The sequence below is a fragment of the Zwartia sp. genome (assembly GCF_049655405.1).
Taxonomy (GTDB): domain Bacteria; phylum Pseudomonadota; class Gammaproteobacteria; order Burkholderiales; family Burkholderiaceae_B; genus Zwartia.
In genome coordinates this window covers 293,605-315,399 of the sequence record NZ_JBASJR010000011.1, presented here as the reverse complement: position 1 = coordinate 315,399, position 21,795 = coordinate 293,605, and the positions used below count along the sequence as shown (strand labels likewise).

The 21,795-nt window shown below is 51.4% G+C and carries 23 protein-coding genes and 2 tRNA genes; 21 read left to right on the top strand and 4 right to left on the bottom strand.

What is annotated here, in order from left to right:
• Window positions 1-21: 21 nt before the first annotated feature.
• Window positions 22-1,014 carry a GTP 3',8-cyclase MoaA gene (gene moaA / locus WBJ47_RS09335; protein WP_422246660.1) on the bottom strand — a complete coding sequence of 331 codons (993 nt, stop codon included), beginning with the start codon at window positions 1,012-1,014 and terminating at the stop codon, window positions 22-24.
• A gap of 102 nt (window positions 1,015-1,116) precedes the next feature.
• Here moaA and WBJ47_RS09330 point away from each other — a divergent pair, with 102 nt between their 5' ends.
• On the top strand, window positions 1,117-1,437 hold the full coding sequence (locus tag WBJ47_RS09330; RefSeq protein ID WP_422246498.1) for a DMT family transporter: 321 nt from the start codon (window positions 1,117-1,119) through the stop codon (window positions 1,435-1,437).
• Between the two features lie 84 nt (window positions 1,438-1,521).
• On the opposite strand, the gene WBJ47_RS09325 is transcribed toward WBJ47_RS09330, so the two are convergent.
• A complete protein-coding gene (locus tag WBJ47_RS09325) occupies window positions 1,522-1,701 on the bottom strand; it encodes a DUF2252 family protein (RefSeq protein ID WP_422246497.1) in 180 nt (59 codons plus the stop codon).
• Window positions 1,702-1,750: 49 nt separating this feature from the next.
• A tRNA-Ser gene (locus WBJ47_RS09320) sits at window positions 1,751-1,840 on the bottom strand.
• A gap of 124 nt (window positions 1,841-1,964) precedes the next feature.
• On the opposite strand from WBJ47_RS09320, the gene tpiA reads away from it, so the two are divergent.
• From tpiA to WBJ47_RS09220, 20 genes are all read left to right on the top strand, one after another.
• Entirely contained in the window at window positions 1,965-2,705 is a 741-nt protein-coding gene (tpiA, locus tag WBJ47_RS09315; protein ID WP_422246495.1) for a triose-phosphate isomerase, read from the top strand.
• Between the two features lie 67 nt (window positions 2,706-2,772).
• Window positions 2,773-3,249, top strand: coding sequence for a preprotein translocase subunit SecG (gene secG, locus WBJ47_RS09310; RefSeq protein ID WP_422246494.1), 477 nt, complete (start codon window positions 2,773-2,775; stop codon window positions 3,247-3,249).
• Window positions 3,250-3,318: 69 nt separating this feature from the next.
• A tRNA-Leu gene (locus WBJ47_RS09305) sits at window positions 3,319-3,403 on the top strand.
• A gap of 334 nt (window positions 3,404-3,737) precedes the next feature.
• Complete coding sequence (locus WBJ47_RS09300; RefSeq protein WP_422246493.1) at window positions 3,738-4,166, top strand: universal stress protein; 429 nt, start codon at window positions 3,738-3,740, stop codon at window positions 4,164-4,166.
• Window positions 4,167-4,510: 344 nt separating this feature from the next.
• A complete protein-coding gene (locus WBJ47_RS09295) occupies window positions 4,511-5,674 on the top strand; it encodes a porin (RefSeq protein ID WP_422246491.1) in 1,164 nt (387 codons plus the stop codon).
• 166 nt (window positions 5,675-5,840) lie between these two features.
• Window positions 5,841-6,200 (top strand): NADH-quinone oxidoreductase subunit A, encoded by a 360-nt coding sequence (locus WBJ47_RS09290; protein WP_422246489.1) that lies wholly within the window; start codon window positions 5,841-5,843, stop codon window positions 6,198-6,200.
• A 24-nt stretch (window positions 6,201-6,224) separates the two neighbouring features.
• Window positions 6,225-6,701, top strand: coding sequence for a NuoB/complex I 20 kDa subunit family protein (locus WBJ47_RS09285; protein ID WP_028816901.1), 477 nt, complete (start codon window positions 6,225-6,227; stop codon window positions 6,699-6,701).
• A gap of 58 nt (window positions 6,702-6,759) precedes the next feature.
• Window positions 6,760-7,380 carry an NADH-quinone oxidoreductase subunit C gene (locus WBJ47_RS09280; protein ID WP_422246486.1) on the top strand — a complete coding sequence of 207 codons (621 nt, stop codon included), beginning with the start codon at window positions 6,760-6,762 and terminating at the stop codon, window positions 7,378-7,380.
• Between the two features lie 2 nt (window positions 7,381-7,382).
• Entirely contained in the window at window positions 7,383-8,639 is a 1,257-nt protein-coding gene (locus tag WBJ47_RS09275) for an NADH-quinone oxidoreductase subunit D (protein WP_422246485.1), read from the top strand.
• Window positions 8,640-8,683: 44 nt separating this feature from the next.
• Entirely contained in the window at window positions 8,684-9,184 is a 501-nt protein-coding gene (nuoE, locus tag WBJ47_RS09270) for an NADH-quinone oxidoreductase subunit NuoE (RefSeq protein WP_422246484.1), read from the top strand.
• The gene (nuoF, locus tag WBJ47_RS09265; RefSeq protein WP_422246482.1) at window positions 9,181-10,536 is read left to right on the top strand and encodes an NADH-quinone oxidoreductase subunit NuoF; all 1,356 of its coding nucleotides are present in this window, start codon (window positions 9,181-9,183) and stop codon (window positions 10,534-10,536) included. Before nuoE ends, nuoF begins: the two co-directional genes overlap by 4 nt.
• Window positions 10,537-10,551: 15 nt before the next feature.
• Window positions 10,552-12,879: an NADH-quinone oxidoreductase subunit NuoG gene (gene nuoG / locus WBJ47_RS09260; RefSeq protein ID WP_422246480.1), complete on the top strand. Its 2,328-nt coding sequence runs from the start codon at window positions 10,552-10,554 to the stop codon at window positions 12,877-12,879.
• Entirely contained in the window at window positions 12,879-13,952 is a 1,074-nt protein-coding gene (nuoH, locus tag WBJ47_RS09255) for an NADH-quinone oxidoreductase subunit NuoH (RefSeq protein WP_422246478.1), read from the top strand. Before nuoG ends, nuoH begins: the two co-directional genes overlap by 1 nt.
• Window positions 13,953-13,980: 28 nt before the next feature.
• The gene (nuoI, locus tag WBJ47_RS09250; protein ID WP_422246477.1) at window positions 13,981-14,469 is read left to right on the top strand and encodes an NADH-quinone oxidoreductase subunit NuoI; all 489 of its coding nucleotides are present in this window, start codon (window positions 13,981-13,983) and stop codon (window positions 14,467-14,469) included.
• Window positions 14,470-14,487: 18 nt separating this feature from the next.
• Window positions 14,488-15,108, top strand: a complete 621-nt coding sequence (locus WBJ47_RS09245) for an NADH-quinone oxidoreductase subunit J (protein WP_422246659.1) — start codon at window positions 14,488-14,490, stop codon at window positions 15,106-15,108.
• Entirely contained in the window at window positions 15,108-15,416 is a 309-nt protein-coding gene (gene nuoK / locus WBJ47_RS09240) for an NADH-quinone oxidoreductase subunit NuoK (RefSeq protein WP_290195856.1), read from the top strand. The genes WBJ47_RS09245 and nuoK overlap by 1 nt, the downstream gene beginning before the upstream one ends.
• Window positions 15,417-15,433: 17 nt before the next feature.
• A complete protein-coding gene (gene nuoL / locus WBJ47_RS09235; protein WP_424585352.1) occupies window positions 15,434-17,497 on the top strand; it encodes an NADH-quinone oxidoreductase subunit L in 2,064 nt (687 codons plus the stop codon).
• Entirely contained in the window at window positions 17,494-18,996 is a 1,503-nt protein-coding gene (locus tag WBJ47_RS09230) for an NADH-quinone oxidoreductase subunit M (RefSeq protein WP_422243406.1), read from the top strand. The genes nuoL and WBJ47_RS09230 overlap by 4 nt, the downstream gene beginning before the upstream one ends.
• An 8-nt stretch (window positions 18,997-19,004) precedes the next feature.
• Complete coding sequence (gene nuoN, locus WBJ47_RS09225; protein ID WP_422243407.1) at window positions 19,005-20,492, top strand: NADH-quinone oxidoreductase subunit NuoN; 1,488 nt, start codon at window positions 19,005-19,007, stop codon at window positions 20,490-20,492.
• Window positions 20,493-20,542: 50 nt separating this feature from the next.
• On the top strand, window positions 20,543-20,851 hold the full coding sequence (locus tag WBJ47_RS09220; RefSeq protein ID WP_422243408.1) for a DUF2818 family protein: 309 nt from the start codon (window positions 20,543-20,545) through the stop codon (window positions 20,849-20,851).
• A 40-nt stretch (window positions 20,852-20,891) separates the two neighbouring features.
• Here the strand turns inward: WBJ47_RS09220 and serB are convergent, their stop codons facing one another.
• On the bottom strand, window positions 20,892-21,749 hold the full coding sequence (gene serB / locus WBJ47_RS09215) for a phosphoserine phosphatase SerB (RefSeq protein ID WP_422243409.1): 858 nt from the start codon (window positions 21,747-21,749) through the stop codon (window positions 20,892-20,894).
• Between the last annotated feature and the right edge of the window lie 46 nt (window positions 21,750-21,795).

Here is a 21,795-nt window from a genome sequence, read left to right as displayed (position 1 = left end):
TTAACCTACCTGCAGGGAAGCTTAGCCCCCAGTTTGAGACATAAAGCGGATGATTTTGGTTGGTGCTTCACGAAACTCATGACGTTCTGGTTTGAGTTCAATGCCTTCGCGAATCGTTTTCTCAAGCTCGGCATCAGAAATGCCTGCACGCAACAAAGGCCTCAGTTCCACTTTTTCTTCTTGGCCGAGGCACAAATACAGCGTGCCATCCACGGATAAACGAACTCGATTACACGTTTCACAGAAATGTTGACTGATCGGGGTAATCAGACCGATTTGTCCGCGACCATCGGTGGTGCGCCAATAGCGTGCGGGTCCTCCGCCCATCGTCTTGATTTCTGGGATCAGGTCGAACCGTTCACGAAGGCGTTCAAGGATGGGGCCGAGCGGCGTATAACCAGAGGCCAGCCCAGAACTACCCATCGGCATCGTCTCGATCAGACGCAAAATAAATCCGCGTTTGATGCAAAACTCTGTCATCGCCTCGATTTCATGTTCATTGACGCCTGGCATCACCACCATATTGAGCTTGATCGGTGAAAAGCCATGCTCTTGAGCGGCATCGAGACCCGCCATCACGTCATCAATCGAGTCGCGACCGGTAATTTGCGTGACACACTCGCGATTTAAACTGTCCAGACTGATATTGAGGCGCGTGACACCTGCAGCGCGCAATGCCGCTGCGTGCCTGGGTAGCTGCGTGCCATTGGTTGAGAGGGACAAATCTTGAATGCCAGGGAGTGCGCTGATGCGAGCCGCTAAGTCAGGCAGATTGCGACGCAGGAGTGGCTCGCCACCCGTCAGACGGATACGCGAGGTCCCTAAGCGGCCAAAAGCACCCACCACGCGCTCGATTTCGTCGAACGTCAGCCAGTTTTTGGGTTCTTGGTAGCCTTTGAAACTTTTCGGCAGACAATACGTACACTTCATATCGCAACGATCCGTCACAGACAGGCGCAAGTACTCGATGCTTCTGCCAAAGCGGTCGATTAGGTTGGAAGGTGTCTGCGTCATCACAAGTGCGTCGGTCAAGCCTAGTTTCTTATACTTGTTTTAAATGTACTCTTATTTTGAGAATAAATTGCAAACTGCCATGTCAGCGAGTGGGGTATCAGCGTGAGTATTTACTGGATGGCATTGTTGATGGCCGGTTTGTGCGAGGTTGGCTGGCCTTTAGGGCTGAAACTCGCCGATGCGCCAGGGATGAAAGTCTGGGGTCTTGTGCTTGCAGTGATCAGCATGACGATCAGCGGGGCATTATTGTGGTTTTCTTTAAAAGAAATCCCGATTGGCACGGCCTATGCCGTCTGGACTTCGATTGGAGCAGTGGGCACGTTTGCCTTGGGCGTGTTCTTTTTTGGGGATCCGAGCTTACCCATTCGCTGGGTGGGCGTGGCTTTCATCATTCTGGGAGTGGTGCTGCTTAAGTTGGGGTGAGGCAAGCCACCTCCCCAACGATCGTGCTTCCTTGACCTGAAGAAATAGTGGGTCATTGTCCCCAGCCATAAGCAATGCCACGCCTCACATCGTGCCGACGCTGTCGACTCCGACCACTTTGATGGCAAGGACCCGGCAATGAAAATGGTTAAACAGCGTTCGGATATGCTCTGGCAGTGTTTGGCGATAGGTTTCGATCACGGAGGCGTAAGCCAGATTTTCGATGAGAAGCTTTGGCCATGTTTGAACTCCACTGCGTGACAATGAACGAGTATTTACAGGCGGGGGGAAGGGTGCGAAGCGCGGTGAACGTTGGCGGAAGCGGTGAGATTCGAACTCACGGAGGGCGTGAACCCTCGCCGGTTTTCAAGACCGGTGCCTTAAACCACTCGGCCACGCTTCCATCAAGAAGGCATGAATCATAAACGATTTATCAGGATATTTCCTGCGAGTCGCTTACGCACCCCCTTAATTGAGGCCAACAGGATACAATTCTGGGTTTGCTGCTATCTCTTAAATGCTCAAAAATGACCGCAACGCGTACTAGACTCGTACTGGGTAACTGGAAAATGCATGGCAACCTGGCTGATAACGCCAAGTTGCTCTCAGCGCTTTTGGCTGCCCCCCCATCCGCCTCATCCACCCATATGGGCGTATGCGTGCCTTTTCCCTATCTCGCACAGGTTGCGCAGGCATTGAAAGGCTCGTCTTTTGCCTGGGGCGCACAAGACCTCAGTGTACAGGCACAGGGTGCTTTTACTGGCGAAGTTTCGGGTGCAATGTTGGCTGATTTCTCATGCCGTTTTGTGTTGGTGGGCCATTCAGAGCGCCGAGCCATGCATGCTGAGTCTGATCAACTCGTGGCCGACAAGGCGCACGCAGCCTTGACGGCTGGCATTACCCCCGTCGTATGTGTTGGCGAGTCGCTGGCTGAGCGGGATGCTGGCCAAGCTGTTGCTGTGATTGCGCGCCAGCTAGCCCCGGTGCTGGCTCTCGGTGCAGAGGCCGTCAAAAAGATGGTCGTCGCCTATGAACCTGTCTGGGCGATTGGTACCGGTCGCACCGCATCTCCCGAGCAAGCGCAGGAAGTGCATGCAGCGATTCGCGCAGCCCTCAAGGGAATCGGCGCGGAGCACGTTCAGATTTTGTATGGTGGTAGCGTTAAAGCGGCTAATGCCGCCAGTTTGTTTGCCATGCCTGATATCGACGGAGCGTTGGTCGGTGGGGCTTCTTTAGTTGCCGAGGATTTTCTAGCGATTGCTGCCTGAAGCATTTTTTGCTGAGGTGGTTTTGGTCTGAAGTTTCCCCTGGTTGTTTAGTTTTCGGAGCGTTTCAATGTCTTGGATGTTTAATCTTCTGCTCGTTGTGCAGATCCTTTCTTCGCTAGCCATCATTTCACTCGTCTTGCTGCAGCAGGGCAAGGGTGCTGATATGGGCTCAGCCTTTGGTAGCGGTTCCGCAGGTAGTTTGTTTGGCGCAACAGGCGCCGCGAACTTTATGTCGCGCGCCACTAAGTGGGCCGCAGTGGTCTTTTTCATCACCACAATTGGTTTGGCCTACGTTGCGAATCGTGGGAACACGGGCCAAGACACTGGCATTATGCAAAACTTTACACAGACTGCGCCCGTTGCGCCGCCCGCAGGTTCTCCAGTCCCTGGCGTAGCGCCAAGCGCACCTGCAGCGCCTGCTGTACCGCTCAATGCTGTTCCAGGTTTGCCAACAGCACCCGCCGCACCTGTAACACCTTCAATACCTGCTGCACCAACTGTGCCAGCGATTCCTGCTGTGCCTGCTGCGCCGATCGGCAAATAAACCCTAAGATTGAAATCAAAGATTGTGGCTACGTGCTACAATCTTTGGCTAATCAAGACCACTTAAAAAGCCGACGTGGTGAAATTGGTAGACACGCTATCTTGAGGGGGTAGTGGCGAAAGCTGTGCGAGTTCGAGTCTCGCCGTCGGCACCATTAAAATCTGCAATACCTAGCGCTTCGCATGTTGGCGCAACACCTCCAGCAGTTTGCTTCAAGCACTTACCTTCAGGCACTTCCTCTTCAGCATTTCCCCTCCAGCATTTCTCAAGCATTGCTTCATCTTCACCCTCCCTAAGTTTTAGTCGGTGCATTCTCTGCCGCAATCCCTCAATCTAACAATCTCCCCTAAAACATTAAACTTTTAGGTATATTGTGCTTAGTTACACGCTAAGGGTAAATTGTGTAGTTGAACGCATGTATTTGCGTACAGCTTTACAGATGAACTTACAGCAAGATTGATTGATGACAAACCAAGAAGGACTGAATAATGAAAATTCTCGTCGCCACCGATGGCTCAAAAAATGCATTACGTGCAGTGAAATACGCAGCCGACTTGTTAGGTGGAAGCACCGACAAGCTCAAGAGTATTACGCTGATTAGCGTACATGATGATGCTGGCTTGCGCCACGCCAAGGCTTTTGTGGGCAAGGAGGCGGTTGCTGATTATCTGCGCGAGCTCAGCGAAAAAGAGCTCAAGCCAGCGATGAAAGTGCTCGATGCTCAAGGCATCAAGCACGATATGGTCATGCTGGTGGGTAATGCTTCCCAGGAAATCGTGGCGCAGGGCCAAAAGGGCAAGTACGACATGATCGTGCTGGGTTCCAAGGGCCGTAGTGCGATTGCGGATATGTTGTTGGGATCGGTCGCGCAGCGTGTGTTGACTCAGGCAAAGCAACCAGTTGTATTGGTCAAGTAATTCTTACGCACCCAAAATATCGTGCGAAGCTGTAAAAACAAGCGAGCCGGGAATATTTGTTTCCGGCTCGTTTTTATTCGAAAGGCACATATTGCACAGTTTTAGGGTGTGGTGTGGTTACGACATTGCTGTGCGGGTAAACCCTCGATATTTGGTGTGTTTTTTTGATTTTGTTGCGGCAACCCAACAAAAAACACCCGACTAGTCGCTTTTCTGTCGGGATTCATAGCCACAGCCCCCAAATTTTGATGCAATAGCGTCAACTTCCCTTAGCGGAGTTAGGGGGGCGGCAGACAAATCGTTGTTTGTTGCTCTTGTCACTCAAATCTACGGAGATTTCTTAAATGAAAAAGACTCTGCTCGCCGCCGCCCTGTTAGCCGGCTTCGCTGGTGCCGCTTCGGCCCAATCCTCAGTAACTTTGTACGGTCTTGTTGACGCTGGTCTGCGTTACACAAACGTCAGCCTGTCAAACGGTGACGGCGCTACTAACTTCGGCCTTGGCTACGGTCAACAGTCGGGCAACCGTTTCGGCCTGAAAGGCGTCGAAGACATCGGTGGCGGAAACAAAGTCACTTTCGTTCTCGAAAGCGGTTTTGAGCCAGGCAACGGCACATTGCAGCAAGGTGGTCGTATTTTCGGTCGTGCTTCATGGCTCGGTCTGGAAAACAACTCATGGGGCTATGTCCGCGTCGGTCGTCAGCTGAACTTCGCAACAGAATACGTTGGTATCCCAGTTGATCCGTTCGGCACAGGCTTCGGTCAGTTGAACATGGGTGCTGCATTCGGCGTGGCTAACACAGACCGTATCAGCAACTCGATCAAGTATCAAACACCTAACATGTCCGGCTTCCAAGCTGGTATTGGTTATGCATTTGCTAACGGCGCAACTGGCGTCTACACAGCTGACGCTGGTGGCGGTGCATCAACAGGTTCAGGCTACAACTTTGCAACTAGCAACAACTCACGTCAGTTGACATTGGGTGCTAAGTACGCAAACGGTCCTTTCTACGCAGCTGCGTCTTACGACAAAATTTATGCTCCTGACTCAAAAGGCGAAGGCGCATCGATCAGTTCATGGAACATCGCTGGTTCGTATGACTTCAAAGTCGTCAAACTCGCTGCTGGCTACGGTCAGACACGTGATGGCGTGATCTTGGGTCAGGGCGGTGGCGGAACCGGTGCTTCATTGGCTGGTAGCTCAATCTCCACAGTGAACGGCGAAAACGTCTTCGCTCCTTCAGTTGGTACAAACAGCTACATCGTTGGTTTGACAGTGCCCGTGAACCCAGTTTCACGTGTGTTGTTGTCATGGACAATGTTGACACCTAACACCAACATGAAAGATGCGTACAACGCGCAGAACCAGACAGCTTACAACTTGGCCTATACATACGACTTCACAAAGCGTACAAACATGTACGTTTTCGCAGGTTTTATGCAGAACGTCGGTACAGTTGACACAGCTAAGAGCACACAAGTTGGTCTCGGTATGCGTCACCAGTTCTAAGCAACCGCTTAGAATTGCAACCTAGCTTTTGTTAGGTTGTTGTAAGTCAGTAAAAGCGAGCCACTCTTTTGAGTGGCTCGCTTATTTTTTAGTGGGTCATTAGAGGTAAAACCCTGATGCGGGGTGATACAATCTTAAAGTTTTGTGCAACAGCCGGAAACGTTCAATGAATCTGGAACAATACTTCCCCGTTTTATTATTTATTGTGGTGGGTACTGCGATTGGCTTTGCGCTGATTGCTGCTGGCTCGCTGATTGGACCCAATCGGCCCGATGCCCAAAAGCTCTCTCCTTATGAGTGCGGATTTGAGGCCTTCGGTGATGCCCGGATGAAATTCGATGTGCGCTATTACCTTGTCGCGATTCTATTTATCCTGTTCGATCTCGAAATTGCATTTTTGTTCCCCTGGGCGATCGCAAATGGCTCGGTCGGAATGGTTGGTTTTGTAACAGTCATGATCTTTTTGGCTGTACTGACCGTTGGTTTCATCTACGAATGGAAAAAAGGCGCGCTCGACTGGGAGTAATCCCATCGTGGCTGTGAGACACCTATGGCTATTGACGGTATTTTGAAACAAGGTTTTGTCACCACAAGCGCTGACAAATTTATTAACTGGGCCAAGACAGGTTCAATGTGGCCAATGACGTTTGGTCTGGCCTGCTGTGCAGTCGAGATGATGCATGCAGGTGCCGCACGTTACGACCTTGACCAGTTCGGTATTATTTTCCGACCCAGTCCACGTCAGTCCGATCTGATGATTGTGGCGGGCACGCTTTGCAACAAGATGGCGCCTGCCTTGCGCAAGGTCTACGACCAGATGCCGGAGCCTCGTTGGGTGGTGTCAATGGGTTCGTGTGCCAATGGTGGTGGCTACTATCACTATTCCTACTCGGTCGTGCGCGGCTGCGATCGCATCGTTCCAGTTGATGTGTACGTGCCGGGTTGTCCACCCACTGCAGAGGCCCTGGTATATGGCTTGTTGCAGATGCAAAATAAAATTCGTCAGACCAATACGATTGCTCGTTAAATCCAAAGCATTGGTGCATTCCAAAATGAATGCCCAATGGTTTATTCAGGCTTAAGACATGTCCAGGCTAGAAAACCTGCAACAACAATTGATCGCTTTGTTCGGTGAACAAGCCAAGATCACTCTTTCAACGGATGAGATCACACTCGAGATCGCTCCTGAACAGTGGCAATCTTCCTGTCAGCGCTTACGTGACGAGCCAAACTTAAATTTCGAAACTTGTATCGATCTGTGCGGTTTGGATTTTTTGACCTACGGAGCAGGTCGTGTGGGTGAAACCCCATTGGCTTCTGTAACACCGCAGGCGCGATTCGCTGTAGTCGCTCACTTGCTGTCCCTCAAACACAACTGGCGCTTACGTGTGCGCACCTACGCAGTCAATGCTGAGTTTCCAGTGTTGGACTCGCTCGTGGATGTTTGGCCTTCAGTCAACTGGTTTGAGCGCGAAGCCTTTGATCTATTCGGTATCGTGTTCGAAGGTCACCCAGACTTGCGTCGTATTTTGACTGACTATGGTTTTATTGGTCATCCTTTCCGCAAAGACTTTCCTGTTTATGGCAATGTCGAAATGCGTTACGACCCTGAGCAAGGGCGTGTGGTGTACCAGCCTGTCACAATCGAGCCGCGTGAGGTGATTCCGCGTGTGATCCGTGAAGACGGCTACGGAGTGGGGCGCTAATCATGGCAGAAATTAAAAACTACACCCTCAATTTTGGACCACAGCATCCTGCCGCTCACGGCGTGTTGCGTTTGGTGTTAGAGCTTGACGGCGAAGTCATTCAGCGTGCGGATCCGCACATTGGTTTATTGCACCGTGGTACGGAAAAGCTTGCGGAACACCGTACATTTCTTCAGGCCTTGCCTTACATGGATCGTCTCGACTACGTGTCGATGATGTGTAACGAGCATGCCTACGTCATGTCCATCGAAAAAATGATGGGAGTGACCGTTCCGTTGCGTGCTCAGTACATTCGTGTGATGTTTGACGAAATTACGCGTCTGCTCAATCACCTGATGTCCTTGGGTTCACACGCACTTGACGTGGGTGCAATGGCGGTATTTTTGTATGCTTTCCGCGAGCGCGAAGACTTGATGGATTGCTACGAGGCGGTATCCGGCGCGCGCTTGCATGCAGCCTACTATCGCCCAGGTGGTGTGTATCGTGACCTGCCTGATGCGATGCCACAGTACGGCAAATCCAGCCAGTATCGTTCCGCAAAAGATCTCAAGGCCATGAATGATGCACGGTCGGGTTCACTGCTGGACTTCATCGAGGACTTTACTAATCGCTTTCCTGCGTGCGTTGACGAATACGAAACATTATTGACGGACAACCGCATCTGGAAACAGCGTCTGGTGGGCATCGGCGTAGTGGACCCCGAACGCGCCAAGGCACTTGGCTTTACGGGCCCAATGTTGCGTGGCTCCGGTGTTGCTTGGGATTTGCGCAAGATGCAGCCCTACGAGGTATACGATCGCATGCAGTTCGACATTCCTGTCGGTGTCAATGGCGATTCTTATGACCGTTACTTGGTGCGTATCGCTGAAATGCGTGAAAGTAATCGCATCATTGCCCAGTGTGTGCAGTGGTTGCGTAACAATCCAGGCCCGGTGATGATCGACAACCACAAGGTTTCACCTCCGCATCGAACGGGAATGAAGTCCAACATGGAAGAGTTGATTCACCACTTCAAACTCTTTACCGAAGGATTTCATGTTCCAGCAGGCGAGGCCTATGCCGCTGTTGAACACCCCAAAGGTGAGTTTGGTATTTACATGGTGTCAGACGGGGCCAATAAGCCTTATCGACTCAAGATCCGTGCGCCAGGTTTCGTGCACTTGCAGGCGCTTGACGAAATGTCTCGTGGCCACATGATTGCCGATGCCGTCACGATTATTGGCACTCAAGATATTGTTTTCGGCGAGATCGACCGCTAATTGTTTCAACTGCGCTTTGACTTTGCTTTCACCGGATTTAGAACATGCTGCTCTCTGAACAGGCTTACAAAAGAATTGATCGCGAGATCGCCAAGTATCCGCCAGATCAAAAGCAATCTGCCATCATGGCATCTCTTGGTATTGCTCAAGAGGAAAAGGGCTGGGTCTCACCTGAGGTGATTCAGGATGTCGCTGATTATCTCGGGCAGCCTGCGATTGCTGTTCAGGAAAATGCGACGTTCTACAACATGTTCGACGTACGTCCTGTCGGCAAGTTCAAAATTACCGTCTGTACCAACCTGCCTTGTGCTCTGCGCGATGGTGAAAAGACCGCTGACTATCTGAAAAAGAAACTCGGTATTGGTTTTCGCGAAACAACACCTGATGGCTCCTTTACTTTGATGGAAGGCGAGTGCATGGGTGCTTGTGGCGACTCACCTGTCTTGTTGGTCAACAACAATCACATGTGCGTGCGCATGGAACGTGAAAAAATCGACTCAATGATCAGCGAGCTGACAGCAGCCGCCAAGGGAGGCGCAGCATGAGCGCCGCAATTTTGTCCAAATACTCGCAGGGTCTTGATGCCTTTCCCGGCGTTGATTCGATGGCACTGCATGGTCGTCACCTCGGTCCGCAAATCATGGCGGATCTGGATGGTAAAAACTGGGGTCTTGCCGACTACGTCAAACGTGGTGGCTACGAAGCTCTGCGCAAGATTTTGACCCAAGGCATGAGCCAGGAAGATGTGATCGCTGAGGTCAAGGCCTCTGGTTTGCGTGGTCGTGGCGGCGCAGGCTTCCCGACAGGACTCAAGTGGAGCTTTATGCCCCGCAGCTTTCCCGGTCAAAAATATCTTGTTTGTAACTCGGACGAGGGTGAGCCTGGTACTTTTAAAGACCGCGATATTTTGCGTCTCAACCCGCACATCGTGATCGAAGGTATGGCCATTGCAGCTTACGCGATGGGTATTTCAGTTGGTTACAACTATATCCACGGTGAAATCTTCGAGGTCTACAAACGTTTCGAAGAAGCCTTGGATGAGGCGCGTCAAGCTGGCTTTTTGGGTGACAACATCCTCGGTTCGAGTTTCAATTTCCAGTTGCACGCTTTTCACGGTTACGGCGCCTACATCTGTGGCGAAGAAACTGCCTTGCTCGAGTCTCTCGAAGGCAAAAAGGGTCAGCCACGTTTTAAGCCGCCATTTCCAGCCAGCTTTGGACTTTACGGCAAGCCCACCACGATTAATAACACCGAGACCTTCGCGGCAGTGCCGTGGATTATTCGTAACGGTGGACAGGCTTACCTCGAAGTTGGCAAGCCCAATAACGGCGGCACCAAACTGTTTTCGATTACCGGTGATGTTGAGCGACCTGGCAACTACGAAATTCCTCTAGGCACACCATTTTCCAAGTTACTCGAACTCGCCGGCGGTATGCGTGGTGGTTCCACACTCAAGGCGGTGATTCCTGGCGGCTCAAGTGCCCCGGTCATCCCTGGCCACATCATGATGGACACAACGATGGACTATGACGCCATCGCCAAAGCCGGTTCGATGCTGGGTTCAGGCGCCGTGATCGTAATGAATGACACGCGCTGTATGGTCAAGTCGTTGTTGCGCTTGTCTTATTTTTATTTTGAAGAAAGTTGCGGTCAGTGCACGCCTTGCCGTGAAGGTACGGGTTGGCTCTACCGCATGGTCAATCGAATCGAGCACGGTCAGGGTCGCCCCGAAGACCTCGATTTGCTGGACTCTGTCGCAGGCAACATCATGGGTCGCACCATTTGTGCGCTAGGTGATGCCGCCGCGATGCCGGTACGTGGTTTCCTAAAGCATTACCGCGACGAATTTGCACACCACATCGAGCATAAGCGATGTGTCGTAGCCCCCTATCTCTAAGGTTTGGACAAAGTTATGGTTGAGTTAACCATCGACGGCAAGAAAGTCGAAGTGCAAGAAGGCAGCATGGTGATGCACGCCGCGCATAAGCTTGGCGTGTACGTGCCCCATTTCTGTTATCACAAGAAACTATCCATTGCTGCAAATTGCCGCATGTGTTTGGTTGAGGTCGAAAAAGCACCTAAGGCTATGCCAGCGTGTGCGACGCCTGCGACCAACGGAATGGTGGTGCACACGTGCTCAGAGCGCGCTGTGGCCGCCCAAAAAAGCGTGATGGAGTTTTTGCTGATTAATCATCCGCTTGATTGTCCGATTTGTGATCAGGGTGGTGAGTGTCAGTTACAAGACTTGGCGGTAGGCTACGGAGGGTCGACCTCCCGCTACAACGAAGAAAAACGTGTGGTGTTCCATAAAGAACTGGGACCTTTGGTCTCTGCTGAGGAAATGTCACGTTGCATTCATTGCACACGTTGTGTTCGCTTTGGGCAAGAAGTCGCGGGCGTGATGGAACTCGGGATGGTGGGTCGCGGCGAACACTCCGAGATCACTACCTTCGTTGGTCGCACGGTTGACTCAGAGTTGTCGGGCAACATGATTGACTTGTGTCCTGTTGGTGCGCTGACTTCAAAGCCCTTCCGCTACCAAGCGCGCACTTGGGAGCTGGCACGTCGACGCTCCGTATCGCCACATGACAGCATGGGTGCCAATCTGGTTGTCCAGGTCAAGGGCGATGAAGTCATCCGTGTCGTGCCTTTTGAAAACGACGCCTTGAATGAATGCTGGATTAGTGATCGCGATCGTTTCTCCTACGAGGGACTGAACGAGGATCGTCTGACCGTCCCAATGATCAAGGGTGAGGACGGCCAGTGGAAAGAAGCCACGTGGTCGGATGCCTTGCAGGTGGTCGCGCATGGCTTGATGGATGTTCGCGATGCCTCTGGTGGTGCCCAGATCGGTGCTTTGGCGAGCGAATACTCGACACTCGAAGAACTGACATTGCTGGCACGTGTCACGCGTGGTCTAGGCTCTGAAAATATTGATTTCCGCTTACGGCAGACGGATGCGTCACTCGATGTTGCGTTGTCTGGTGCGCCTTGGTTGGGTTTCCCTGTCGCTGACTTGGATACGCTTGATCGTGTGATGGTGGTGGGTTCGTTCTTGCGCAAGGATCATCCTCTGATGGCCCAACGTTTGCGTCAGGCGGCCAAGCGCGGCACACAAATTTCGATGATCGATATCGCAGGTGATGATCCCCTGCTGAAGTTGACGGCACGTGCAACAGTATTGCCAACGGCTTTGGCACACACTGTGGCGCAGGTGGCAGTGGCATTGTCTAAGCTCAAAGCCCAGGAAGTCCCTGCGGCCTTGGCCTTTGTTCAGCCTGATACCGTCTCTCAGGCAATGGCTCAGAGCCTCGCAAGTGGTGAGCGTGTTGCGATCTTGCTAGGTAATACTGCCGTCAATGCGCCAGACGCGACGATGATTGCCGCCAATGCACAGCTCATTGCTCAGTTGTCAGGCGGTAAATTTGGTTTCTTGACTGCTGGTGCCAATACAGTGGGCGGTTATCTCGCAGGAGCTGTGCCAGCCAAGGGTGGCAAAGGTGCCGCTGCGATGCTGTCCCAAGCACTCAAGGCTTACGTCGTGTTGCATGCAGAGCCATTGCTTGATGCGGATAACGGTGCGCAAGCCGTTGCCACACTTAAGTCTGCTGAGTTTGTGGTGGCCTTAACGCCTTATGCCTCGGGTGCGCGCGAATGGGCGAACGTGATGTTGCCGATTGCGCCCTTTACCGAAACCTCGGGTACTTTTGTCAACGCGCAAGGGTTGGCTCAGAGCTTCAAGGGTACAGCGACTGCAAAAGGTCAGAGTCGTCCAGCTTGGAAAGTTTTGCGCGTGCTGGGTAACGTTTTGCATTTAGCTGGCTTTGACGATGAGACCTCCGAGACAGTTCGCGATGCTGTGCTCGCCAACGGCGTGGATGCGCGTTTGTCCAATCAACTCCAAGCCGCACCTGGTGTGACTTCAGCTTCGGCGCAAGGGTTGCAGCGTGTGACGGATGTGCCCATCTACCGTAGTGATGCGATAGTTCGTCGCGCCCCGGCCCTGCAAACCACCCATTCTTCGCGTGCACCGGTCGCCCGCATGCACGAGCAGACGTTGATGAGTCTGGGTGTGAGTGCTGGTCAACAGGTTCGTGTGAAGTCTTCTACAGGTCAGGTTACTCTGACAGCTGAGATTGACAATACCTTGGTGTCTGGTGCGGTGCGCATCGCCGCCGCGTTTGAACAAACGGCCGCGCTAGGCAGTGCCTTCGGTCAACTTCAAGTGGAGCGTGCCTGATGGAGTGGCTGAACGTTCTTGAAACCTTTGGTACGGATCTGCTGGGTCCAACACTTTGGTTGGTGGTTTGGACAACCGTCAAGATTTTGGTGATTGCCGTACCTATTATCTTGTGTGTGGCGTATCTCACTTACTGGGAACGCAAGATGATTGGCTTTATGCACATTCGTCTTGGTCCAAATCGAGTGGGTTTTCGCGGCTTATTGCAGCCTTTTGCAGACGTCTTCAAGCTTTTGACCAAAGAGGTTGTCGTTCCCAGTCAGGCAAACAAGATTTTGTTTATCTTGGCACCAGTGGTGACATTGATGCCGGCACTGGCCGCATGGGCTGTCGTGCCTTTTGGACCCGAGCTCGTGTTGGCGGATGTCAATGCCGGCTTGATGTATGTGATGGCGATTACCTCGATTGGGGTCTATGGCGTGATCGTGGCAGGTTGGGCCTCCAACTCCAAGTACGCGTTTCTAGCCGCCATGCGCGCATCGGCGCAGATGCTTTCTTACGAACTCGCGATTGGCTTTGTGCTGGTCACTGTCTTGCTAGTTTCTGGCAGCTTGAACATGACAGAGATTGTCAACGTTCAGACACGTGGCTGGTTCGCTGACATGGGTCTAAATTTCATGTCGTGGAATTGGCTGCCGCTGTTGCCACTGTTTGTGATTTATGTGATTTCTGCAGTCGCAGAAACTAACCGACACCCGTTTGACGTGGTGGAGGGCGAGTCAGAGATTGTCGCGGGTCACATGGTGGAGTACTCGGGGATGGCCTTTGCGCTGTTTTTCCTGGGCGAATATGCCAACATGATTTTCCTGTCGTGCATGGCCTCCATTATGTTCTTGGGTGGCTGGGCAGCGCCTATAGAGTACGCACCTCTAACCTGGATCCCCGGTTGGATCTGGCTTGGACTCAAGACCTTTTGCGTAGTGTCATTATTTATATGGTTCCGTGCGTCATTCCCACGCTACCGCTATGACCAAATTATGCGCTTAGGCTGGAAAATTTTTATCCCTCTGACGGGTGTGTGGTTGGTCGTGGTTGCGATCTGGATGCAAACACCCTGGAACATTTGGAACTGACCGCGACTCGACGGCAAAAAAGGCATTTATGGAAGCGATCAAGGATTTTTTCGGTAGCCTCTTGCTGCTTGAGTTACTCAAGGGCATGAAGCTGACTGGCAAGTATTTTTTCAAGCGCAAAATTACGCTGCGCTACCCGCAAGAAAAAACACCCATGTCACCGCGTTTTCGCGGTCTGCATGCGTTGCGCCGCTATCCCAATGGCGAAGAGCGTTGCATTGCCTGCAAACTTTGCGAAGCAGTCTGTCCTGCGATGGCGATTACGATCGAGTCAGAGCAACGAGAGGATGGTTCACGCCGCACGACTCGCTATGACATTGATCTGACCAAGTGCATTTTCTGTGGATTTTGCGAAGAAAGCTGCCCGGTGGACTCAATCGTCGAAACTCATATCCATGAGTACCACGGTGAAAAACGTGGCGACTTGTATTTCACCAAAGACATGTTGTTGGCCGTAGGCGATCGTTACGAAGACGACATCGCCCGCAATCGCGCCATCGATGCGCCTTATCGCTGATCGCCGAGGCTAAAACAAATCATGTTTATTACTATCCTTTTTTATGTCCTTGCCTTTGTTCTGGTGGTAGCGGCATTCCGTGTCATTACCGCTTCAAGTCCCGTGACGGCGGTACTGCATCTGATATTGGCGTTTGCGAATGCCGCCATGATCTGGATGTTGCTCGGTGCCGAGTTCCTCGGTTTGCTCCTCGTACTAGTTTACGTAGGCGCAGTGATGGTGCTGTTCTTGTTCGTTGTGATGATGTTGGATGTCAAAATGGAAGAGTTGCGCTCCGAGATCAAAACCTATCTGCCCATGGGCTTGATAGTGGGTTTGATCATGGTGGTCGAAATGTCTTTTGTTCTGTCGACCTCATGGGGACAGGTAGGTCCTGCCGCGGACATGGGCGACGATTACAACAACTCGCGCGCGCTGGGTGAGTTGATGTACACAGAATATGCGTTTGCTGTGGAAGTGGGCGCCGTACTGTTGTTAGTGGGCATGATCGCAGCGATATCCTTAACGCTTCGTAAACGTCGTGACGTGAAATATAACGACCCTGCAGCAGCAGTTCGTGTGCGCGCAGCCGATCGTGTTCGCTTAGTGGACCTTCCAAGTCAGGAAGCCGTCAACGCTAAATCGGGAGACCAGGCATGATGACGTTGACACTGCCCCATTTTTTGGTGCTTGGCGCCATTCTGTTTGCCATCGGTGTATTCGGTATTTTTTTGAACCGTCGTAATTTGATTGTTCTGCTGATGTCGGTTGAACTGATGTTGCTAGCCGTGAATATGAATTTTGTTGCCTTTTCCACATGGATGGGTGATGAGGCCGGTCAGGTGTTTGTGTTTTTTATCCTGACAGTGGCCGCAGCTGAAGCTGCAATTGGTTTGGCGATCTTAGTGCTGCTGTTCCGTAATCTCAGCACGATCAATGTTGACGAACTTGACCGCCTAAAGGGCTAATCGGGATATAGAAGAATATGTTTAGCTCACCTAGTCTCTATTTAGCCATCGCGCTCGCTCCCTTGTTGGGCGCTGTGTTGGCAGGCCTGTTTGGCACGGGTTTCCTGGGTCGTCAGATCGGACGTCGCGCATCGCACATGATCACGATCGCACTGGTCGCGTTTTCTGCTGTCGGTTCAGTGCTGGTCCTGCTGGATGTCTTAAACGGTTTGCGTTATGACGGTACGGTCTATACCTGGATGATGCTCGGTCAGGCCAAACTTGAAATTGGATTTTTGATCGATCCCCTGTCAGCCTTGATGATGGTTGTCGTGACGTCCGTTTCGCTGATGGTGCATATCTACACCATTGGCTACATGTCTGAAGACCCTGGCTATCAGCGTTTCTTTTCCTATATTTCTTTGTTTACCTTCTCCATGCTGATGCTGGTGATGGCAAATAACATGGTTCAGTTGTTCTTTGGTTGGGAAGCGGTAGGATTGGTTTCCTATCTGTTGATTGGTTTCTGGTACACCAAGCCCACGGCAATTTTTGCCAACATGAAAGCCTTTTTGGTGAACCGAGTCGGCGACTTTGGTTTTGTACTCGGCATTGGTTTGTTGTTTGCCTATGCCGGCACGATGCATTACGGTGACATCTTCAAACAAGCAGGCGATCTCGCCAAAGAAACACTGCCTGGCACAAGCTGGATGCTGGTGACGGTGGCGTGTATCTGCTTGTTTATTGGCGCGATGGGTAAATCAGCCCAGGTACCATTGCACGCATGGTTGCCCGACTCAATGGAAGGTCCAACCCCCATTTCTGCCCTGATTCACGCTGCAACGATGGTGACAGCTGGCATCTTTATGGTGGCGCGCTTTTCGCCCATATTTGAGCTCTCAGATGTCGCACTTTCGTTCATCATTATTATTGGTGCGATCGGCGCATTGTTTTTGGGTATCTTGGGCATTATCCAGACAGACATCAAACGCGTCGTGGCGTATTCAACCCTGTCACAACTGGGTTACATGACAGTCGCCTTGGGAGCCTCGGCCTACTCGGTGGCGATTTTCCACCTGATGACGCATGCATTCTTTAAGGCCTTGTTGTTCCTCGGCGCAGGCTCAGTCATCATTGGCATGCATCACGATCAAGACATCCGCAACATGGGCGGTTTACGTAAGTACATGCCCATCACTTGGATCACGTTCTTGATTGGTACCTTGGCGCTGGTTGGAACACCTTTCTTTTCAGGTTTTTACTCCAAAGAACATATCATCGAGGCGGCAGCCGCTTCGACGGTCTGGGGTTCTGGTTTTGCGCAATACGCAACCTTGATTGGTGTGTTCGTCACCTCTCTCTATTCGTTCCGTGTGTACTTCCTGGTGTTCCACGGAAAAGAGCGTTTTGATACCTCGGGCGGACATGCACATCATGCGGCGGATGCGCATGGCGATCATGCACACAAAGACCATGCGGCCCATCAAGGTCACGCGCATGACGATCACGGTCATCACGGCGGAACACCTTACGAGTCACCATGGGTGGTGACCTTGCCTCTCGTGTTACTGGCGATTCCTTCAGTGATTGCGGGTGCATTCTTGTGTGATTTCCTGTTGTTTGGCGGCTACTTCAAAGACACGATTGTTGTGTTGGCGCAGCATCCAGCCATGGCGACCATGGCAAAAACATGGCACGGTTGGTTGGCCTATAGCCTGCATGCTTTTGTAACAGTTCCTTTCTGGCTGATGATTGCGGGTGCAGTGGTGGCCTGGTATTGCTACCTGATTAATCCAAAAGTACCTGCGGCTATTCAGAGCAAACTCAAGTTAGTCAACTGTGTCTTAGAAAACAAGTATTTCTTCGACTGGTTCTATGAGCAAGTGATTGCACGTGGCTCACGCATGTTGGGTCAAGGACTCTGGCAGAAAGCTGATCGTGGTTTGATTGACGGCTTGCTGGTAAATGGTTCAGCCAAAGTCGTCGGCATGATTGCCGCTGTGACCAGACGCTTACAGACTGGGTATATCTACCACTATGCATTTGCGATGATCATCGGCCTCATGGCTGCGATCACCTACATTATCTTTGGTACTAAATGATGGCGAGCGAGATGGCTTCTTTTTCTACTCCTTGGCTCACGCTTTCGATTTTTGTTCCGATCGTCTGCGGCCTGATTGTGCTGGCACTTGGACGGGATGATCGTCCAGGTCTGACGCGCAGTCTTTCCTTGTTTGGTGCCATCATCAGTTTTCTGGTGACGATTCCTCTTTATCTTGGTTTTGATAGTTCAACGGCAGCGATGCAGTTTGTTGAAAAATCAATCTGGATCGAAGCATTTGCTGTCTATTACCACCTCGGCGTGGATGGTATTTCGCTATGGTTCGTCTTACTCACTGCCTTTGTCACGATTATCGTGGTGATTGCCGGATGGGAGGTCATCACCTCACGTGTTGCCCAGTACATGGCGGCATTCCTGATTTTGTCGGGACTGATGATCGGAGTGTTTGTCGCGCTCGACGGCCTTTTGTTCTATATCTTCTTTGAAGCCACACTCATCCCGATGTATATCATCGTGGGCGTGTGGGGTGGTCCTAATCGCGTGTATGCAGCATTTAAGTTCTTTTTATACACATTGATTGGTTCACTGTTGACCTTGGTGGCCTTCCTCTATCTGTGGAATGCATCAGGCGGATCATTCGATATTTTGACATGGCACACCTTGCCACTTGATTCAACACCTCAGTTGTTCATCTTCTTTGCTTTCTTGGCTGCCTTTGCGGTCAAGGTACCAATGTGGCCAGTCCATACTTGGTTGCCTGATGCGCACGTCGAAGCCCCGACAGGTGGCTCAGTCGTGTTGGCTGCGATTATGTTGAAGCTCGGCGCATATGGCTTTTTAAGGCTGTCGTTACCGATCGTGCCAGATGCTGCCGTTAGTATGTCGGGCTTGATGATTGCCTTGTCACTGATCGCGGTGATCTACATCGGTCTTGTCGCCTTGATCCAAGAAGACATGAAAAAGTTGGTGGCATACTCATCCATTGCACATATGGGTTTTGTCACGCTTGGCTTGTTCATCTTCAATACCGCAGGTGTTGAGGGCGCGATTGTCCAAATGGTTTCGCACGGTTTTGTCTCTGCCGCGATGTTCTTGTGTATTGGTGTGCTGTACGACCGTATGCATACACGTGACATTTCAGCCTACGGTGGTGTGGTGAACACCATGCCAAAATTTGTGACTTTCTTTGTCCTGTTTTCGATGGCCAATGCAGGGTTGCCAGCCACCAGCGGTTTTGTGGGTGAGTTCATGGTCATCATGGGCGCGGTCGAGTACAACTTCTGGATTGGTTTGCTAGCCGCAACAGCGCTGATTCTTGGCGCTGCGTATTCACTCTGGATGGTGAAGCGCGTGGCGTTTGGTGACACTGCTAACGACCATGTGCGTGAATTGCAAGACTTGTCTTCCCGAGAGTTCCTGATGCTCAGCATCATGGCAATCGCTGTGATTTTTATGGGTGTTTATCCCAAGCCCTTTACCGACGTCATGCACGTCTCGGTTGAGGCCCTGTTGCAACACGTGTCTATTTCTAAACTGTAAGCCTCGCCATGATGCAATCCCAATTCGATTTCGCCCTGGCCGCACCAGAAATTATCTTGCTGGTGTTAGGTATGGCCATTCTGGTACTGGATGCGTTTAGCCAGTCTCCTCGCCGTACGCTGGCCTATGTCCTTTCGCTGTTGACACTCGCGATCCTCACTCTAGTCTCGGTGTGGCAGCTTCTGTCGGGCATGGTCGGAGAGACCTTCTCCGGACTGTATGTCGCAGACCCGTTCGCGCATGTCCTTAAAATTGCTTCGTATATTGCAGTGGCGCTCACGCTTATTTATGGACGTGAGTACATTCAGAGCCGCGACATGTTGCGCGGGGGTGAGTTTTACGTCTTGGTGCTGTTTGCCTTGTTAGGGCAGATGGTGATGATTTCAGCGGGCAACTTCCTGACGATCTACCTTGGCCTAGAGCTGATGTCGCTTGCACTATATGCCCTGGTGGCGATGCGTCGAGATCATGCCCAATCAACTGAAGCCGCGATGAAGTATTTCGTCCTCGGTTCGCTTGCTTCGGGTTTTATGCTTTACGGTATGTCCATGATGTACGGCGCAACCGGCAATCTGGATTTGAAAAATATTGCGGATGCAGTGGGGTCGGGTCAGATTGACTACCTGCCATTAGCGTTTGGTGTGGTGTTTTTGGTGGCAGGCTTAGCGTTCAAACTTGGCGCAGTGCCTTTCCATATGTGGGTCCCAGACGTTTATCAAGGTGCTCCTACAGCGGTGACACTTGTGTTGGCCGCAGCACCAAAACTTGCTGTGTTTGCGATTGTGGTGCGTATGCTGGTTGTTGGCTTTGGAGAGCTGGCGGTGCATTGGCAACCCATGTTGCTGATTTTGGGTGTGCTGTCACTTGCGATCGGTAATTTGACTGCCATCATGCAGACTAACTTCAAACGGATGCTGGCGTATTCCACGATTTCTCACATGGGTTTTGTCATTCTTGGTCTGGCCTCAGGCTCCTTGGATGGCGATATTCAGGCAAATACCTCTGCCTATGGCTCGGCTTTGTTCTACATTTTGACCTATGTGTTGACAACACTCGCAAGCTTTGGCTTGGTGATGTATCTGTCCCGTGAAGGTTTTGAGTGCGAAAACATTGATGACCTCAAAGGCCTGAACCGACGCAGCCCATGGCTGGCGGCGATGATGTTGATCTTGATGTGTTCGTTGGCTGGTTTGCCACCGCTGGTCGGTTTTGATGCCAAGCTGCTGATTTTGCAGGCTTTACTTCAATCTGATCGACTTTGGCTCGCCGTTGTCGCAGTGATGTTCTCGTTGATCGGTGCTTTTTATTATTTGCGCGTGATCAAGGTGGTGTATTTTGATGAGCCTGCTGAGCCGGCGACGCCTATCCCAGCAATGGGTGTGATGTCCAATGGTCTAATGTTGACCAATGGTTTGCTGGTGTTGGTGCTAGGCCTCATGCCAGGTCCTCTGATGGGCTTGTGTTTGCAGGTCATGCACGCCACACTTTCGTACTAAGTCAAAAAATTGTCTAGCGCATTTGGTTGCTACCAGAAAGGTTGTTACTGATGAATCAAAGTGCTTCGGTCTGGTTATTAATTTTGTTGGCCGTTGTCGCGGCAAACTTGCCGTTCATCAATGAACGCTTGTTCGCCGTGGTTCCAATCAAGCGCTTTGTGGGTGGAATTAAACCCTTTTGGGTGAGAGTGCTTGAGTTACTTTTTTGGTACGGCGTGATCGGCCTGCTTGGCATGCTTTTTGAGCGAATGATCGGCAATACATTTACTCAACGCTGGGAGTTTTACGTCACAGCGCTGAGTCTGTTTGTCGTGCTTGCTTTTCCGGGCTTTGTTGGTCGCTATCTGCTCAAGCGATAGGCTATTGGACAAAGCACTTCAGTTGACTGATCACAACTGATTATTTTTCAAACCAGTTCAAGACACCGTCCAAACCCGTCACGTTAAGTGCAAAGCGCGCTTGTGCCCGCACTACAGGTTTGGCGCGGTAGGCAACCGAATATCCTGCAAGTCCGAGCATTTTGAGATCGTTGGCACCGTCACCAATTGCAATAATTTGTTCAGGTTGCGCCCCGAGCGTTTGTGCAAACTGCAGGAGTGTGTCTGCCTTGCCTTGGGCATCCAGAATTCTGCCTTTGACTAAGCCCGTCAGTCGTCCCTCTGAGGACTCCAAGACATTGGCATGCGCGGCATCCAGATTGAGCAAACTCTTCAGTTTTTCAGTAAAGAACGTAAACCCGCCAGAGACCAGGAGCACTTTAATGCCGGCCTGTTGCGCGGTTTGAATGAGTTGTTCGGCACCAGGATTGAGTCGTAATTTTTGCTCATAGACGGCTTGTAAGACGTCAGTGGACAGGCCTTTTAAAAAGGCAACACGACGAATCAGACTTTCAGAAAAATCCTTGATTTCGCCTCGCATCGCAGCTTCGGTAATGCTTGCGACTTGTTCCTTGACGCCACCAAATGCGGCGATTTCATCGATGCATTCAATGTTGATTAAGGTCGAATCCATATCCATGGCCAACAGTTTGCAATCCGTCAGTTTTGCCCCAGCTAACACGTAGGCCGTATCAACATTGACGCGTTCACCCCACAGTCTAATTTCCTCGCGCACATCTGCGTCTGTATTGACCCCTAAAATGCGCGCTGCAGTCGTACCAAGACGCTGAACGCCGGAGGCTTCGGCAATCGCTGCCGCGTGCTCAATCAACTCGCCTGAAAGGGCAGGAGACTGGATGATTAAGTTTTGTGTGGTCATGGTGGCGGTCAAGAAGTGCGAGAAGTGAGTGTAAAGGTCAAGAGAG

What these genes read in the sequence shown, in the direction of transcription:
- moaA (WP_422246660.1), bottom strand. Translation starts at nt 1,014, where the DNA reads ATGACGCAGACACCTTCCAACCTAATCGACCGCTTTGGCAGAAGCATC.
- tpiA (WP_422246495.1), top strand. Translation starts at nt 1,965, where the DNA reads ATGACCGCAACGCGTACTAGACTCGTACTGGGTAACTGGAAAATGCAT.
- secG (WP_422246494.1), top strand. Translation starts at nt 2,773, where the DNA reads ATGTCTTGGATGTTTAATCTTCTGCTCGTTGTGCAGATCCTTTCTTCG.
- WBJ47_RS09300 (WP_422246493.1), top strand. Translation starts at nt 3,738, where the DNA reads ATGAAAATTCTCGTCGCCACCGATGGCTCAAAAAATGCATTACGTGCA.
- WBJ47_RS09295 (WP_422246491.1), top strand. Translation starts at nt 4,511, where the DNA reads ATGAAAAAGACTCTGCTCGCCGCCGCCCTGTTAGCCGGCTTCGCTGGT.
- WBJ47_RS09290 (WP_422246489.1), top strand. Translation starts at nt 5,841, where the DNA reads ATGAATCTGGAACAATACTTCCCCGTTTTATTATTTATTGTGGTGGGT.
- WBJ47_RS09285 (WP_028816901.1), top strand. Translation starts at nt 6,225, where the DNA reads ATGGCTATTGACGGTATTTTGAAACAAGGTTTTGTCACCACAAGCGCT.
- WBJ47_RS09280 (WP_422246486.1), top strand. Translation starts at nt 6,760, where the DNA reads ATGTCCAGGCTAGAAAACCTGCAACAACAATTGATCGCTTTGTTCGGT.
- WBJ47_RS09275 (WP_422246485.1), top strand. Translation starts at nt 7,383, where the DNA reads ATGGCAGAAATTAAAAACTACACCCTCAATTTTGGACCACAGCATCCT.
- nuoE (WP_422246484.1), top strand. Translation starts at nt 8,684, where the DNA reads ATGCTGCTCTCTGAACAGGCTTACAAAAGAATTGATCGCGAGATCGCC.
- nuoF (WP_422246482.1), top strand. Translation starts at nt 9,181, where the DNA reads ATGAGCGCCGCAATTTTGTCCAAATACTCGCAGGGTCTTGATGCCTTT.
- nuoG (WP_422246480.1), top strand. Translation starts at nt 10,552, where the DNA reads ATGGTTGAGTTAACCATCGACGGCAAGAAAGTCGAAGTGCAAGAAGGC.
- nuoH (WP_422246478.1), top strand. Translation starts at nt 12,879, where the DNA reads ATGGAGTGGCTGAACGTTCTTGAAACCTTTGGTACGGATCTGCTGGGT.
- nuoI (WP_422246477.1), top strand. Translation starts at nt 13,981, where the DNA reads ATGGAAGCGATCAAGGATTTTTTCGGTAGCCTCTTGCTGCTTGAGTTA.
- nuoK (WP_290195856.1), top strand. Translation starts at nt 15,108, where the DNA reads ATGACGTTGACACTGCCCCATTTTTTGGTGCTTGGCGCCATTCTGTTT.
- nuoL (WP_424585352.1), top strand. Translation starts at nt 15,434, where the DNA reads ATGTTTAGCTCACCTAGTCTCTATTTAGCCATCGCGCTCGCTCCCTTG.
- WBJ47_RS09230 (WP_422243406.1), top strand. Translation starts at nt 17,494, where the DNA reads ATGATGGCGAGCGAGATGGCTTCTTTTTCTACTCCTTGGCTCACGCTT.
- nuoN (WP_422243407.1), top strand. Translation starts at nt 19,005, where the DNA reads ATGATGCAATCCCAATTCGATTTCGCCCTGGCCGCACCAGAAATTATC.
- WBJ47_RS09220 (WP_422243408.1), top strand. Translation starts at nt 20,543, where the DNA reads ATGAATCAAAGTGCTTCGGTCTGGTTATTAATTTTGTTGGCCGTTGTC.
- serB (WP_422243409.1), bottom strand. Translation starts at nt 21,749, where the DNA reads ATGACCACACAAAACTTAATCATCCAGTCTCCTGCCCTTTCAGGCGAG.